The following is a 13,463-nucleotide window of genomic DNA, read 5'->3' on the forward strand; positions in this document are numbered from 1 at the left end:
CCGGGCCCTGACGTCACATCAAACTGCCTGCTCTGTCGGTCAGAGCTGCTCGCCGACGAAGACCGTGAGGTCGACGAGGCGGTTGGAGTAGCCCCACTCGTTGTCGTACCAGCCGAGGATCTTCACCGTGTTGCCCTCCTGGACCATGGTCAGGGAGGAGTCGAAGGTGCAGGAGGCCGGGTCGCTGACGATGTCCGAGGAGACGATCTCGTCCTCGGTGTAGGCCAGGTAGCCCTTGAGGGCGCCGTCCTCGGAGGCCTTCTTGAACGCGGCGTTGACCTCGTCCTTGGTGACCTCGCGCTGCAGCGTCACGACCAGGTCGGTGGCCGAACCGGTCGGGACCGGGACGCGCATCGCGATGCCGTCGAGCTTGCCCTTGAGCTGCGGGAGGACCAGCGCGGTGGCCTTCGCGGCACCGGTGGTGGTCGGGATGATGTTCTCGGCGGCGGCGCGGGCGCGACGCAGGTCCGAGTGCGGGAAGTCCAGGATGCGCTGGTCGTTGGTGTACGCGTGGACCGTCGTCATCAGACCCTTGACGATGCCGAAGTTCTCGTCGAGGACCTTGGCCATCGGCGCCACACAGTTGGTGGTGCAGGAGGCGTTGGAGATGACGTGGTGGTTGGCCGCGTCGTACTTGTCCTGGTTGACGCCCATCACGATGGTGATGTCCTCGTCCTTGGCCGGAGCCGAGATGAGGACCTTCTTGGCGCCGCCGGCGAGGTGCTTCGCGGCGTCGGCCTTCTTCGTGAAGATGCCGGTGGACTCGATGACGATGTCGACGCCCAGCTCGCCCCACGGGATGTCGGCGGGGTTGCGCTCGGAGAGGACCTTGATGGTGTGGCCGTCCACGGTGATCGTGTCGGCGGTGTTCGACACCTCGGCCTTGAGACGGCCCAGGATGGTGTCGTACTTCAGCAGGTGAGCGGTGGTCGCGGTGTCACCCAGGTCGTTGACAGCCACGATCTCGATGTCCGCACCCTGCTCCAGCAGCGCGCGGAAGTAGTTACGACCGATGCGGCCAAAGCCGTTGATGCCTACGCGGATCGTCACGAACCGATCTCCTCGTTGGTACGCCGGCTCAGCGCCGGCGAGCTGTATGGGATGTCCCCGACCGCCTACGACCCTACCTCCCCGGGCCCCGGCGAGTGGCATCGAGATGCCCTATACATGCCGGTGCGGTCCGTACTCACCGGTAGGGGTACGGACCGCCCTGGTTTTACAAGGTGATTACCTTTTGAGCGGCCCCCCGATCATCTGATTCCAGACGTCCGGAGGGCCGTTGACGAGGGCGTTCGCCACCCGTCCGGCGCAGTCGGCGCTCAGTTCCTCAGCGCCGCCAGTGCCTTGCCGAGCAGCGCCTTGCGGTCGGCCGCCGCGGGGACCTGCTCCAGACCGAAGCCCAGCAGCACGGTGTCCTCCGTGGTGACGGCGCCGAAGGTCTTGAACAGTTCACCCGACAGACCCCAGTCCTTCACGACGGCCGGGCTGCCGGCGGGCGGGCCGGGGGTGCTCCACGGACCGAGCGAGGTCTCGAAGCCCTCCACCGCGCCGGGCGTGCCGCCGATGACGACGGCGGCGTTGTCGGCGAGGAGACCGCGACCGCCGCTGCCGGGGTCGGTGACATAGCTCAGCGAGACCTCGACGGTCTTCCCGGCGTAGGCGGACAGGTCGAACTCGACCTGCTGCCAGCCGTCCGAGGCCCCGGTGAAGCTGTTCCAGGCCCCGCTGGTGCCACTGGGGGTGCAGCCACCGGCGCCCAGGGTCAGGTACCGCTTCAGCGCCGGGTGGCCCTGGATGAAGAACCCGGCCTCGCACTCGGTGGGCACCGTGGTGGAGGTGGCCCCGCCGAGGTCCGGCAGAGTCGTCCAGTCGTCCGCGCCCGCCGTGTGCGCCTCCAGCAGGGCGTGGTCGTAGCCCTCCTCGGTGCTCCACAGCAGCTGGGTGCGCAGGGTCGGCCGGTCCGCCGCGGTGACCGAGGTGAGGTCGATGGTGCGGGTGAGGCGGTTCCACGCGTAGTCGGTGTGCGTGGCGGCCGCCATCGACGCGCCCTCGTACGGGCCGTACGGGTTGACGGTCCCGGGGTACTGTCCCGCGCCGGCGCTCTTGAACTGCGGGAACGTCTCCACGGGCAGCGCGTCCGAGGTGAGCCCGAAGGAACCGGCGGTGTTCAGCGGGTTCCCGGGCGCGTCGCCGAGGGTGCCCGAGAAGCCGTCGAGCTTGCCGAGGCCCGCGAAGGCGGTGGCGTTCGGCAGGGAGGTGCGGCTGTAGGCGCCCAGGTAGTACTGGCTGAAGTCGTTCGTCAGGGTGCCGTCGCCGAGGTCGACGGAGCCGCCGGCGCTCTCGCCCGCCTCGATCAGCTTGCCGCCCTCGTTGAGGTAGGCGCGCAGTTCGAGCTGGGTGGTGACGCCGGGCCGGACGGCGCCCGTGTAGTGCACGACCTGCTTGAAGTGCTCCAGTACGCCGAGCGCGTCGGGCGCGCCCTGGGTCGCGACGTCCCAGACGAGCGCCTTCTTGCCGTTGGCCTTCAGCGCGTCGACGTAGGCCTGGGTCTGGGTCGCCGTCGCGCCCTCCTCGGCGAGGACGAGCGTGTCGGCCTTGGGGCGTTCGGCGATCGTGTACGTGAAGCGCTCGCTCTTGGTGGGCTTGCCCTTCTTCGTCTCGCCGGTGAACCAGATCTCGACCTTGTCGCCCGGCTCGCCGTCCTGCACCTTGGCGCGGTACTCGTCGAAGTACAGGTTGTCGTCACCGCCGAACGTCTCACCGCCCTTCCAGGCCTTGAGCTTCTGGTCGTAGGTACGGCCGCGGCCGTTGATCCGGTAGTTCAGCTCCTTGTCGCGCACCGACTTGCGGGCGACGACGGAGATCTCCTGGTCGGCGCCCCGCGAGTACGAGGTGGTGAACTCGGCCGGGGTGAAGTCGGGGGCGTCGACGCCGACGGAGGACTTCGGCTGGTCGGGCGTGGCCGCGGACTCGGCGAGGGAGAGCGCGAACGGGATGTTCTTCTCGAACTCCTGCTGGATCAGCTTCTCGTCGTCCGGGAACGTGAAGACCGAGGCGCAGTCCTCGGGCCGCCAGGCGTCGTTCGGGTCGATGTTCGAGGCGGTCTGGCAGGTCGACATCTCGGGGGTGTAGAACGCCGCGCCGTTGATGTTGGACGCGTGGCCGTTCGCCTCACCGTTGGTGGTGTACAGCTCCGAGGAGAGCTGGGGGCGGTAGCCGGGGATCGCGGAGTTCTCGGGGGTACCGGCGAGGGACTTGTAGAGCACGTCGTCCGGCGTCGGGCTCGCCACCTGCCAGCCGACCCCGTAGAGGAGGAGTTCGGCGGCGGAGTGGTAGTTGATGCCGTACTCGAAGCCGATGCGCTTCTCGAAGGCGTCCAGGACCTTGGTCTCGGGCTCCGAGGCGGGACCGGCGCCGCGGTAGGTCTCGCTGGTGGGGGCCGGGGACGAACCCTCGTTGTCGTAGCCCCACTTGTAGGCGAAGTTGCGGTTGAGGTCGACGCCGTCGCCGACGGTGATGGCGCCGTCGGCGTTGACGTCCCGCAGGTTCTTGCGCCACTGCCGGTTGTCGGGGTTCTGGTGGGTGAAGTCGTAGCCGTCGGGGTTGGCGGAGAGCACGAACCACAGCTCGGTGGTGTCGACGATCTTCTTGATCCGCTTGTCCGACTTGTAGTTGTCCAGGTAGTGGTGGAGCAGCCGCCGGGTCATCTCCGGTGTGATCCACTCACGCGCGTGCTGGTTGGACATGTACAGCACGGACGGTTTGACGCCGTCCTTGGTCTTCTTCGCGTCCTTGCTCAGCTTGACCGCGAGGATGTCCTGGCCCCGCAGGGTCTTGCCGAGGGAGACCACCTTGGTCAGGGAAGGGTTCTCCTGGCCCGTGCGGAGGATCTCCTCCTTGAGGTTGCCCGCGCCGCTGTAGGGGCGGTAGACCCCGTCGCCTGCCGCGGTGACGCGCGCCTCGGCCTTGCTGGTGAGCCGGTGTTCCTTCAGTTCGACGCCCTGTTCCTCCAGGGCGTCCGCCTGCTTGTCGGTGAGGTAGACCTCGACGGAGGCCGTGCCCTTCTCCGGCGCCTGCTCGCTGAGTTCGTGGCCGTCCTGTCCGGCGGCGAGCAGCAGCGGTATCTGCTTCTTCGTCACCTCGGCACGGAAGACCTTGACTTCGTCGGTGTCGGAGCCGTCGTTCTCGGCCGCCTGGGCCAGGGGTGCGAGTCCCGCACCACCGCCCAGCAGGAGCGCGCCGGCGGCGAGGATCGATCTCGCTCTTCGTCTCATGAGCCCCCCTTGCAGTGGTTCGCCACAGCGACGAACAGACGCCAGGCTCATGTCAGACATGAGCCACGTCAAGGGTGCCTCACAGGCCATACACGGAATTCACGCAGAAAGCCGAAGGCCGGTGCCGACAGCACCCAAATGGGCGTCGGCACCGGCGAGTTGAGCCGTCCGGGTGGTCGGTCACCCCACGAGATTCTCGGCCATCTCCTCGGTGAGGCTGGACTCGGTGCCCGGGATGCCGAGGTCGGAGGCGCGCTTGTCGGCCATGGCCAGCAGCCGCCTGATCCGGCCCGCGACGGCGTCCTTGGTGAGCGGCGGGTCGGCGAGCGCGCCCAGCTCCTCCAGGGAGGCCTGCTTGTGCTCCATGCGCAGCCGCCCGGCGGCCGCGAGGTGCTCGGGGACGTCGTCGGCGAGGATCTCCAGGGCGCGGCCCACCCGGGCGCCCGCGGCGACGGCCGCGCGGGCCGAGCGGCGCAGGTTGGCGTCGTCGAAGTTGGCGAGCCGGTTGGCCGTGGCCCGGACCTCGCGGCGCATCCGCCGCTCCTCCCAGGCGAGCACGGACTCATGGGCGCCGAGCCGGGTCAGCAGCGCGCCGATCGCGTCCCCGTCGCGGACGACGACCCGGTCCACGCCCCGGACCTCGCGGGCCTTCGCCGCGATCGACAGCCGACGGGCGGCGCCGACCAGCGCGAGCGCGGCCTCCGGACCCGGGCAGGTCACCTCCAGGGAGGACGAGCGGCCGGGTTCGGTGAGCGAGCCATGGGCGAGGAAGGCCCCGCGCCAGGCCGCCTCGGCGTCACAGGTGGCCCCCGAGACCACCTGCGGCGGCAGCCCCCGGATCGGGCGGCCCCGGCCGTCCACCAGACCGGTCTGCCGGGCCAGCTGGTCACCGCCGGCGACCACCCGGACGACGTAACGCGAACCGCGGCGCAGTCCGCCGGGCGCCATCACGATCAGTTCGGAGCTGTGGCCGAAGATCTCCAGGATGTCCCGCTTGAGTCTGCGGGCCGCCATCGCGGTGTCCAGCTCCGCCTCGATCACGATGCGTCCGCTCACCAGGTGCAGGCCGCCCGCGAACCGCAGGATCGCCGAGACCTCCGCCTTTCTGCAGCAGGTCCGGGTGACGGGTAGCCGGGAGATCTCGTCCTTCACCGCTGCCGTCATCGCCATGGGCCGATCCTTCCATGCATCCGAAAAATACGGTCGTACGCGGCGGCCAACAGCTCCGGGTCGTGCCGCGGAGATCCATCGGTCCGGGCCACCGGCGCCAGCTCGACCGCGGCACCGAACCGTTTGGCGGCGTCGGTCAGGGAATCGCGGTCGGGCACGGCGGCCACGTCGGCCAGCACCACGTCCAGGGCGAGTTTAGGGGCGTGTCGTGCCAAAACCTCCAAATGACGCTGCGGGGAGAAGCCATCGGTTTCTCCCGGCTGCGGGGCGAGGTTCAACGACAGCACGAGCCTGGCCTTGGTCTCGGTGAGGGCGTCCAGCAGCTCGGGCACGAGCAGATGCGGGATCACCGAGGAGAACCAGGAGCCCGGCCCGAGGACCACCCAGTCGGCGTCGAGGACCGCCGCCACGGCCTCGGGCACGGCGGGCGGGTCGTGCGGCACGACGTGCACGGACTGCACCTCGCCGGGGGTGAGCGCGACCGTCGCCTGCCCCCGTACGGTGTCCACGTCCTCCGGGCGCGCCGGGTCGTGGCCCTTGACCAGGGCCTGCAGCTCCAGCGGTACGGCCGACATGGGCAGCACCCGGCCCTGGGCGCCGAGCAGCCTGCCGACCAGGTCGAGGGCCTGGACATGGTCCCCGAGCTGCTCCCACAGGGCGACGATCAGCAGATTGCCGACCGCGTGTTCGTGCAGGTCGCCCTGGGACTGGAAACGGTGCTGGATGACGCGGGCCCAGGTCTGGCCCCAGTCGTCGTCGCCGCAGAGCGCGGCCAGCGCCTTGCGCAGGTCGCCGGGCGGCAGCACACCCAGCTCGTCGCGGAGACGTCCGCTGGAGCCGCCGTCGTCGGCCACGGTGACGACGGCGGTGAGGTCACCGGTGATCCGGCGCAGCGCGGCGAGCGAGGCGGACAGGCCCATGCCGCCGCCGAGGGCGACGACCTTGGGCTGGGCGCCCCGGCGGCGCGGGCGGGCGCCGCGGGCCTCGACGGGCCTGCTCTCGCGGCCCTCGGGGACGACCCGGCGCAGCCGGCTCAGTCTGCTCGGCCGCGGCACGGTGGGTCCGGTCACTCGCGCCCCATGTCCCGGTGCACGACCACGGTCTCGACGCCCTGGGAGGCGAGGCGGGCGGCGAGCTTCTCGGAGGTGGCGACCGAGCGGTGCTTGCCGCCGGTGCAGCCGACCGCGATGGTCACGTACCGCTTGCCCTCACGGCGGTAACCGGCGGCGATCATCTGCAGCAGCTCGGTGTAGCGGTCGAGGAACTCCTTGGCGCCGGGCTGGTTGAAGACGTACGCGGAGACCTCCTCGTTGAGGCCGGTGAAGGGGCGCAGCTCCGGGACCCAGTGCGGGTTGGGCAGGAAGCGCATGTCCACGACCAGGTCGGCGTCGACCGGGAGGCCGTACTTGAAGCCGAAGGACATGACGGTGGCCCGCAGCTCGGGCTCCTCGTCGCCGGCGAACTGGGCGTCCATCTTGGCGCGCAGCTCGTGCACATTGAGGCTGGAGGTGTCGATGACCAGGTCGGCGTCGCCGCGCAGCTCGCGCAGCAGCTCCCGCTCGGCGGCGATGCCGTCGGTGATGCGGCCGTCGCCCTGGAGGGGGTGCGGGCGGCGGACCGACTCGAAGCGGCGCACCAGGGCGTCGTCGGAGGACTCCAGGAAGACGATCCGCCGGGTGACGTGCTTGGTCTCCAGATCGGCGAGGGAGTCCCGCAGATTGTCGAAGAAGCGGCGGCCGCGGACGTCCACGACGACCGCGATCCGGGCCACGTTCCCCTGGGAGCGGGCGCCCAGCTCCACCATGGTGGGGATCAGGGCGGGCGGCAGGTTGTCGACGACGAACCAGCCGAGGTCCTCCAGACACTTGGCGGCCGTGGACCGTCCGGCGCCGGACATGCCGGAGATGATGACCAGCTCGGGGATGGCCGCCTCGGGGACCCCGGCTGTTTCGATGCCCGTACTCACGTGTGCTCCGTCTTCCTGTGGCGCTGGGTGCTGCGGGGTATCGTCGCCCGCCGCGCTGTGGGCTTCCCCGCGCTCCGCTGTGTGCTCGTGGTGCTGTTCTTCAGGACGCGCCGTGCGCTCCGGGAGTTCTGCGGGCTCCGGGAGTCCTGGGCGCTCGTCGTGCTCGTTCATGTCTCCTGCCCTCGCCGCCGGTCCGGGGAGCCCGCGGCCACGGGCTCCCCAGAGGGGTCCGCCGTCGTACCGGGCTCCTCTTCCTCCATGATCTCTCCGGTCGCCGTGTTCACGGCGGGGGCGGCCGGAGCCGCCCGGGCGAGGGCCGCGGCGATCGTCTCGGCCGTCTTGCGGCCTATGCCGGGAACCTCGCAGATCTGGTCGATCGTCGCGGAACGCAGCTTCTTCAGCGAACCGAAGTGCTTCAGCAGGGCCTGCTTGCGAGCCTCCCCGAGGCCGGGCACGTCGTCCAAGGGGCTCGCCCGGAAGCGCTTGGCGCGTTTGGCTCGCTGGTAGGTGATGGCGAAGCGGTGGGCCTCGTCGCGGACGCGCTGGAGGAGGTAGAGGCCCTCGCTGGTGCGGGGCAGGACCACCGGGTCGTCCTCGCCCGGCACCCAGACCTCCTCCAGACGCTTGGCGAGGCCGCACACGGCGATGTCGTCGATGCCCAGCTCGTCGAGGGCCCGCCGCGCGGCGGCCACTTGCGGCTGTCCGCCGTCCACGACGACGAGCTGCGGCGGGTAGGCGAACCGCTTGGGGCGGCCGTCGTCGTCCTTGAGTCCGCCCGCCGGGCCGTCGGCCCCGTCCCCGGAATCGGCGGTGTCCTCCTCCACCCACTCGCCGGTCTTCTCCTTCTCGGCGAGGTACCGCTTGAAGCGGCGGGCGATGACCTCGTGCATGGAGCGGACGTCGTCCTGGCCCTCGCCGTGCCAGACCTGGGTGTCTCCGACACGGCCCTTGATCTGGAAGCGGCGGTACTCGCTCTTGCGGGCCAGGCCGTCCTCGAAGACGACCATGGAGGCCACCACGTCGTCGCCCTGGAGGTGGGAGATGTCGTAGCACTCGATCCTGAGCGGGGCGCTGTCCAGGTCGAGGGCCTCCGCGATCTCCTCCAGCGCGCGGGAGCGGGTGGTGAGGTCGGAGGCGCGCTTGGTCTTGTGCAGGACGAGCGACTGCTGGGCGTTGCGCGCGACGGTCTCCATGAGCGCCTTCTTGTCGCCGCGCTGCGGGACGCGCAGGGAGACGTGGGAGCCGCGGCGCCCGGTGAGCCACTCCTGCACCGGTCCCACGGGGTCGGGCAGCGCCGGGACGAGGACCTCCTTGGGCACGGAGTCGCCGGTCTCCTCGCCGTACAGCTGCTGGAGCGCGTGCTCCACGAGGTCACCGGTGGTGACGGCCTCGACCTTGTCGGTGACCCAGCCGCGCTGGCCGCGCACGCGTCCACCGCGGACGTGGAAGATCTGGACGGCCGCCTCCAGCTCGTCCTCGGCGAGGGCGATCAGGTCGGCGTCGGTCGCGTCGGCGAGCACGACCGCGCTCTTCTCCATGGCCTTCTTCAGGGCCTCGATGTCGTCGCGCAGCCGGGCGGCCCGCTCGTACTCCATCTCCTCGGCCGCGTCCGTCATCCGCTTCTCCAGACGGCGGATGTACGTGCCCGTGCGGCCGGCCATGAAGTCGCTGAACTCCTCGGCCAGTTCGCGGTGGTCCTCGGCGGAGATCCGCTCCACGCAGGGGGCCGAGCACTTGCCGATGTAGCCGAGCAGACAGGGGCGGCCGGTGCGGGCCGCGTTCTTGAACACCCCGGCCGAGCAGGTGCGGACGGGGAAGACGCGCAGCAGCAGGTCGACGGTGTCCCGGATCGCCCACGCGTGCCCGTACGGCCCGAAGTACCGCACGCCCTTCTTCTTGTGACCGCGCATCACCTGCACGCGGGGGTACTGCTCGTTCATCGTGACCGCGAGGTACGGGTAGCTCTTGTCGTCGCGGTACTTGACGTTGAACCGGGGGTCGAACTCCTTGATCCAGGAGTACTCCAGCTGCAGCGCCTCGACCTCCGTGGACACCACGGTCCACTCCACGGAGGCGGCCGTGGTGACCATCGTGCGGGTGCGCGGGTGGAGGCCGGTCAGGTCCTGGAAGTAGCTGGCCAGGCGCTGACGCAGGCTCTTCGCCTTCCCGACGTAGATCACCCGGCGGTGCTCGTCACGGAACTTGTACACCCCGGGAGAGTCCGGGATCTGTCCCGGACTGGGGCGGTAGCTGGAGGGATCGGCCATGCTCCACACCCTACTGGCGGGGAGTGACAGCGCGGGGGGCCTGTGGACAAGGGCCGGGTCCCGGGTCCTAGCGGGTCTCCAGGAACGTCAGCACGGCCAGGACCCGTCGGTGGTCGTCGGGCTCCTCGGGCAGCCGCAGCTTGCCCAGAATGCTCCGCACATGCTTCTCGACGGTCCCCTCGGTCACCCACAGCCGCCGCCCGATGCCCGAATTGGACCGCCCCTCGGCCATGAGGCCGAGCACTTCCCGCTCCCGGTTGCTGAGCATCGACAGCGGATCGTCGCGTCGCTGCGCCGCGACCAGTTCCTGCACCAGCGACGGATCCACCACCGACCCGCCGCGCCGGATGCGGTCCAGCGTCTCCAGGAACTCGTCGACCACCGTGATCCGGCTCTTGAGCAGATAGCCGATGCTCCGCCCGCCGGCCAGCAGCTCCAGCGCGTCCTCGACCTCGACGAACGCCGACAGCACGAGGATCCCGACGGACGGATACCGCTCCCGGATCGCGCTGGCGGCCTTCAGACCCTCCGTGGACTGCGTCGGCGGCATCCTGATGTCGACGATGGCGATGTCCGGAAGCCGGGTCTCCACCAGCTCCATGAGCCCGCCGGCGTCACCGGCCTGCCCCACCACCTCGTAGCCGACGCGCTCGCACAGGCTCGCCAGACCCTCCCTCAGGAGCACGTCGTCGTCCGCGAGCACCACCCGCCCGCGCACCGGACGCTGATCGGCCTCCATGGTCTCGGTCTCCCCCTTGCCCGACCTGTCCCGTTCGTCCCAACAGCCTGCCTGAACATGGGTCTTACGGCTAGCCGGAAGCCTAGTTGGGGGCGGGCCGTGAAGACACCTGAACGTTTGCCCGCAATGCTCGTAGAAGTGCGGCCGACGACGGCACCGCCGGCTCTGACGGGAGACGGCGAGAGGTCCGGCTGCCCGAGAGCCGGACGGCCGTCTCCGCCGTCCGATTCGACCGCCCGGAACGTGCGCCCCGTACCGAGACCCGGACTCCCCCCTTTGAACGGGTCTCACCGCGTACGCTTCGGGCGGTCACGCACGTGGCGGGAAGACCGCCGTCGCGACCTCCTCGGGCGGGGTCAGCGGCAGCCGCACCCGCAGGGTCGTACCGCTCCCGGGCGGGCTGGTGATCGTCAACCTGCCGCCGATCGCTTCCACCCGGTCGATGAGCCCGATGAGCCCCGATCCCCGCTCGGGTTCCGCTCCCCCGACGCCGTCGTCCCGGATGACCAGTTCCAGCGCGCCCGCGCGTTCCTCCGCCGCCACGGTCACCACGCTCGCGCGCGCGTGCTTGACGGCGTTGGTGAGGCTCTCGGAGGTGACGTAGTACGCGGCCACCTCCACCTGGTCCGGGAAGCGGGCGCCCGCGAGGTCGAGGTCGAGTTCCAGGGGGATGGCGGAGCGGCGGGCGAGGGCGCGCAGGGCGGGGCCCAGACCGCCCCGGGAGAGGACGGACGGGTGGATGCCCCGGGCCACCTGGAGCAGGTCCTGGAAGGTGTCGTCGAGGCCCTTGGCCAGCTGGTCCAGCTGCTGCGCGAGCTCCGAGGACCGGTCCTCCACCAGGGTCTCCGCCATCCGCAGCTCCAGCTGGAGGGAGACCAGGCGCTGCTGGACGCCGTCGTGCAGATCGCGTTCGATGCGCCGCCGGGAGGCGTCCCCGGCGGCGACCACGCGCGCGCGGGAGGCGGTCAGCTGGGCGCGGCTGTCGGCGTTGGCGATGGCGGTGGCGATCAGTTCGGTGAAGTTGGCGAGCCGGGACTCGGTGCCCTCGGGCAGCGGATCGAGCAGCGAGGCCGCGACGACGACCCCCCAGAGCCGTCCGTCGACGACGATGGGAGCGCCCACGGAGGTGTCCGACCGGGTGGCGCACCGGGTGCGGGCGACCTCCTCTATGGTGCTTCTGGCCGCCTCCCGGCGGGTCGTGCGGGCGGACTCGGCGCTCGCGTCCACGCGCGCGTGCGCGATGCCGAGGACCGTGACGCTGCCGTCGGCCTCGTACCGCATGACCGCGGAGGCCGTGCCCAGCAGCGAGGCGACCTCCTCCGCCACCGTCGCGAACACGTCGGCCGGCGGCACTCCGCGGGCGACTGCGGTGGCGACGCGGCGCAGCGCGGTCTGTTCGCGCGCGGCCCGGCGGCTCTCGGTGACATCGCGGGCGGCGGCGTAGATGAGGCCCTCCTCGGGCACCGACCGGGCGCTCCACTGCAGCCAGCACTCGGTGCCGTCGGCGCGGACGTACCGGTTCTCGAACTCGGCCACCTCGGCGCCGCCCGCCAGCCGTGCCACGGCGTCGCGGGTTCTGTCCCGGTCCTCCTCGTGGACGAAGTCGAGGAGCGGCCGGGAGGTCAGGGTCTCGATCGGATAGCCCAGGGTGCGTTCGAAGGCCGGGTTGACGCGTTTGAAGAAGCCGTCGACGCCGCTGATGCAGAGCAGGTCGAGGGAGAGGTTGAAGATGCCCTCCAGTTCCTCCTCGGCCCGTCTGCGCCGGCCGTGGGCCGCGGCGAAGGACGCCATGGTGCCGTTCATGCCGCCCAGCAGCTGGGCCCAGGTGCCGGCGAAGGAGTCGACGTCGGCCCGGTGTCCGAGCCGGCCCGCGTCGATCGCCGTGTTCATCTCCCGGATCTCCCCGGCCAGCCGCTCGCTGGTCACCCGCAGCTCGCGGAAGGTGTCGGCGACACCGCCGAGTTCGTCGCGTCCCGCGTAGCGGATGTCGTAGGAGAGGTCGCCGTCCGACAGGGCGCGGGCGCCCTCGGAGACCTGTCCGAGGGGGCGGGTGATCGAGCGGCGCAGGGCCAGCGCGAGGACGGTGACGAGGGCCAGGACGCCGAGGGAGACGGCCAGTTCGGTGAAGGCCCGGGCACGGATGGCGCGCAGGTCGCGGTGGGCGATGGCGTCGAGTTCCCGGGCGGCCCGGTCCTGGATGCCCCGCAGGGTGTCGACATGGCGCTCGGAGACGGACAGCCAGTTGTCGTACGTGGGCCAGTCGGCGGGCCGGGAGTCGGGGTCGGCGAGCAGGTCGCGGGCCTTGCGGACCTCGCGCCCGGGAGCCTGGAAGAGCGCGGCGTGCAGTTCGGCGTTCAGTGCGTCGGAGGCGGTCAGCCGGAATCTTCTGAGCTGCGACTTCTCCAGTTCGGTCCAGCGGCCCGCGGTGGCGGTGGGGTGCCCCTCGCCGGATGTGTGGAAGAGGATCGCGAGTTCCGCCCGTTCGCTCTCGGTCGCGGCGACGGCCCGCAGCATCGCCATATGGGCGTCGGCGGCGCGGCCCGAGCCCCGGGTGGGGCGTCCGGATTCGAGGGCGGCGACCGTGTCGATCACCTTGTTCTGGATGACCTCGTACCGCTGGGTCACGGTCTGCGCGTCCAGCGAGCCGGTGCCCGTCTGGACCCGCAGCGCGTGCAGTTGACGGCGTACGGCGTCGAGTTCCCCGGCGACGTCGGACCCCTGCTGCCGGTCGACCGCCTCCCCGAAGGCCCGCCGCAGCGCGCGGTCGGTGGTCCGCTGGGCCTCCGCCCGGCCGCGCAGGGTGTCCGGCCGGGCGCTCAGCCGGGCCTCGACGGCGGCGATCCGCTCACGGGCGACGGCGCCGGAGACCTCGCTCGCCGAGAACGACACCTCGATCGCGGTGTCGAAGTCGCGCAGGGTCCGCGCCTCCTGCCACTGGGTCGCGGCGGCGAACGCGGTGAAGGCCAGCAGGACGGTGACCGGCAGCAGGACGAGCAGCATCAGCTTGGGGCCGACGCGCAGCCGGGCCAGGAACGGCACGGTGCCGG

The 13,463-nt window shown here is 70.9% G+C and carries 8 protein-coding genes; all 8 read right to left on the bottom strand.

The genetic code is table 11. The annotated features are described in order from the left end of the window. Positions 1–39: 39 nt before the first annotated feature. Positions 40–1,050 (bottom strand): type I glyceraldehyde-3-phosphate dehydrogenase, encoded by a 1,011-nt coding sequence (gene gap / locus J8M51_RS15205; RefSeq protein WP_086757829.1) that lies wholly within the window; start codon positions 1,048–1,050, stop codon positions 40–42. Between the two features lie 269 nt (positions 1,051–1,319). Then, complete coding sequence (locus J8M51_RS15210; RefSeq protein ID WP_086757831.1) at positions 1,320–4,274, bottom strand: M14 family metallopeptidase; 2,955 nt, start codon at positions 4,272–4,274, stop codon at positions 1,320–1,322. Between the two features lie 180 nt (positions 4,275–4,454). After that, positions 4,455–5,444 carry a DNA-binding protein WhiA gene (gene whiA, locus J8M51_RS15215; protein ID WP_086757832.1) on the bottom strand — a complete coding sequence of 330 codons (990 nt, stop codon included), beginning with the start codon at positions 5,442–5,444 and terminating at the stop codon, positions 4,455–4,457. Next, positions 5,435–6,514, bottom strand: a complete 1,080-nt coding sequence (locus tag J8M51_RS15220; RefSeq protein ID WP_179203200.1) for a gluconeogenesis factor YvcK family protein — start codon at positions 6,512–6,514, stop codon at positions 5,435–5,437. Before J8M51_RS15220 ends, whiA begins: the two co-directional genes overlap by 10 nt. Further along, positions 6,511–7,581: an RNase adapter RapZ gene (gene rapZ / locus J8M51_RS15225; RefSeq protein WP_086757834.1), complete on the bottom strand. Its 1,071-nt coding sequence runs from the start codon at positions 7,579–7,581 to the stop codon at positions 6,511–6,513. The genes J8M51_RS15220 and rapZ overlap by 4 nt, the downstream gene beginning before the upstream one ends. Continuing rightward, positions 7,578–9,677 carry an excinuclease ABC subunit UvrC gene (gene uvrC / locus J8M51_RS15230; protein ID WP_086757835.1) on the bottom strand — a complete coding sequence of 700 codons (2,100 nt, stop codon included), beginning with the start codon at positions 9,675–9,677 and terminating at the stop codon, positions 7,578–7,580. The genes rapZ and uvrC overlap by 4 nt, the downstream gene beginning before the upstream one ends. A gap of 67 nt (positions 9,678–9,744) precedes the next feature. Beyond that, positions 9,745–10,416, bottom strand: coding sequence for a response regulator transcription factor (locus J8M51_RS15235; protein WP_086757837.1), 672 nt, complete (start codon positions 10,414–10,416; stop codon positions 9,745–9,747). A 309-nt stretch (positions 10,417–10,725) separates the two neighbouring features. Beyond that, the gene (locus J8M51_RS15240) at positions 10,726–13,416 is read right to left on the bottom strand and encodes a PAS domain S-box protein (protein WP_086757847.1); all 2,691 of its coding nucleotides are present in this window, start codon (positions 13,414–13,416) and stop codon (positions 10,726–10,728) included. Positions 13,417–13,463 lie beyond the last annotated feature (47 nt).

Origin of the sequence: Streptomyces griseiscabiei, assembly GCF_020010925.1 — a bacterium.
GTDB lineage: Bacteria > Actinomycetota > Actinomycetes > Streptomycetales > Streptomycetaceae > Streptomyces > Streptomyces griseiscabiei.

Coding starts and splice junctions, on each gene's coding strand:
- J8M51_RS15210 (WP_086757831.1), bottom strand. CDS start 4,274: ATGAGACGAAGAGCGAGATCGATCCTCGCCGCCGGCGCGCTCCTGCTG.
- whiA (WP_086757832.1), bottom strand. CDS start 5,444: ATGGCGATGACGGCAGCGGTGAAGGACGAGATCTCCCGGCTACCCGTC.
- J8M51_RS15235 (WP_086757837.1), bottom strand. CDS start 10,416: ATGGAGGCCGATCAGCGTCCGGTGCGCGGGCGGGTGGTGCTCGCGGAC.
- uvrC (WP_086757835.1), bottom strand. CDS start 9,677: ATGGCCGATCCCTCCAGCTACCGCCCCAGTCCGGGACAGATCCCGGAC.
- J8M51_RS15240 (WP_086757847.1), bottom strand. CDS start 13,416: ATGCTGCTCGTCCTGCTGCCGGTCACCGTCCTGCTGGCCTTCACCGCG.
- rapZ (WP_086757834.1), bottom strand. CDS start 7,581: ATGAACGAGCACGACGAGCGCCCAGGACTCCCGGAGCCCGCAGAACTC.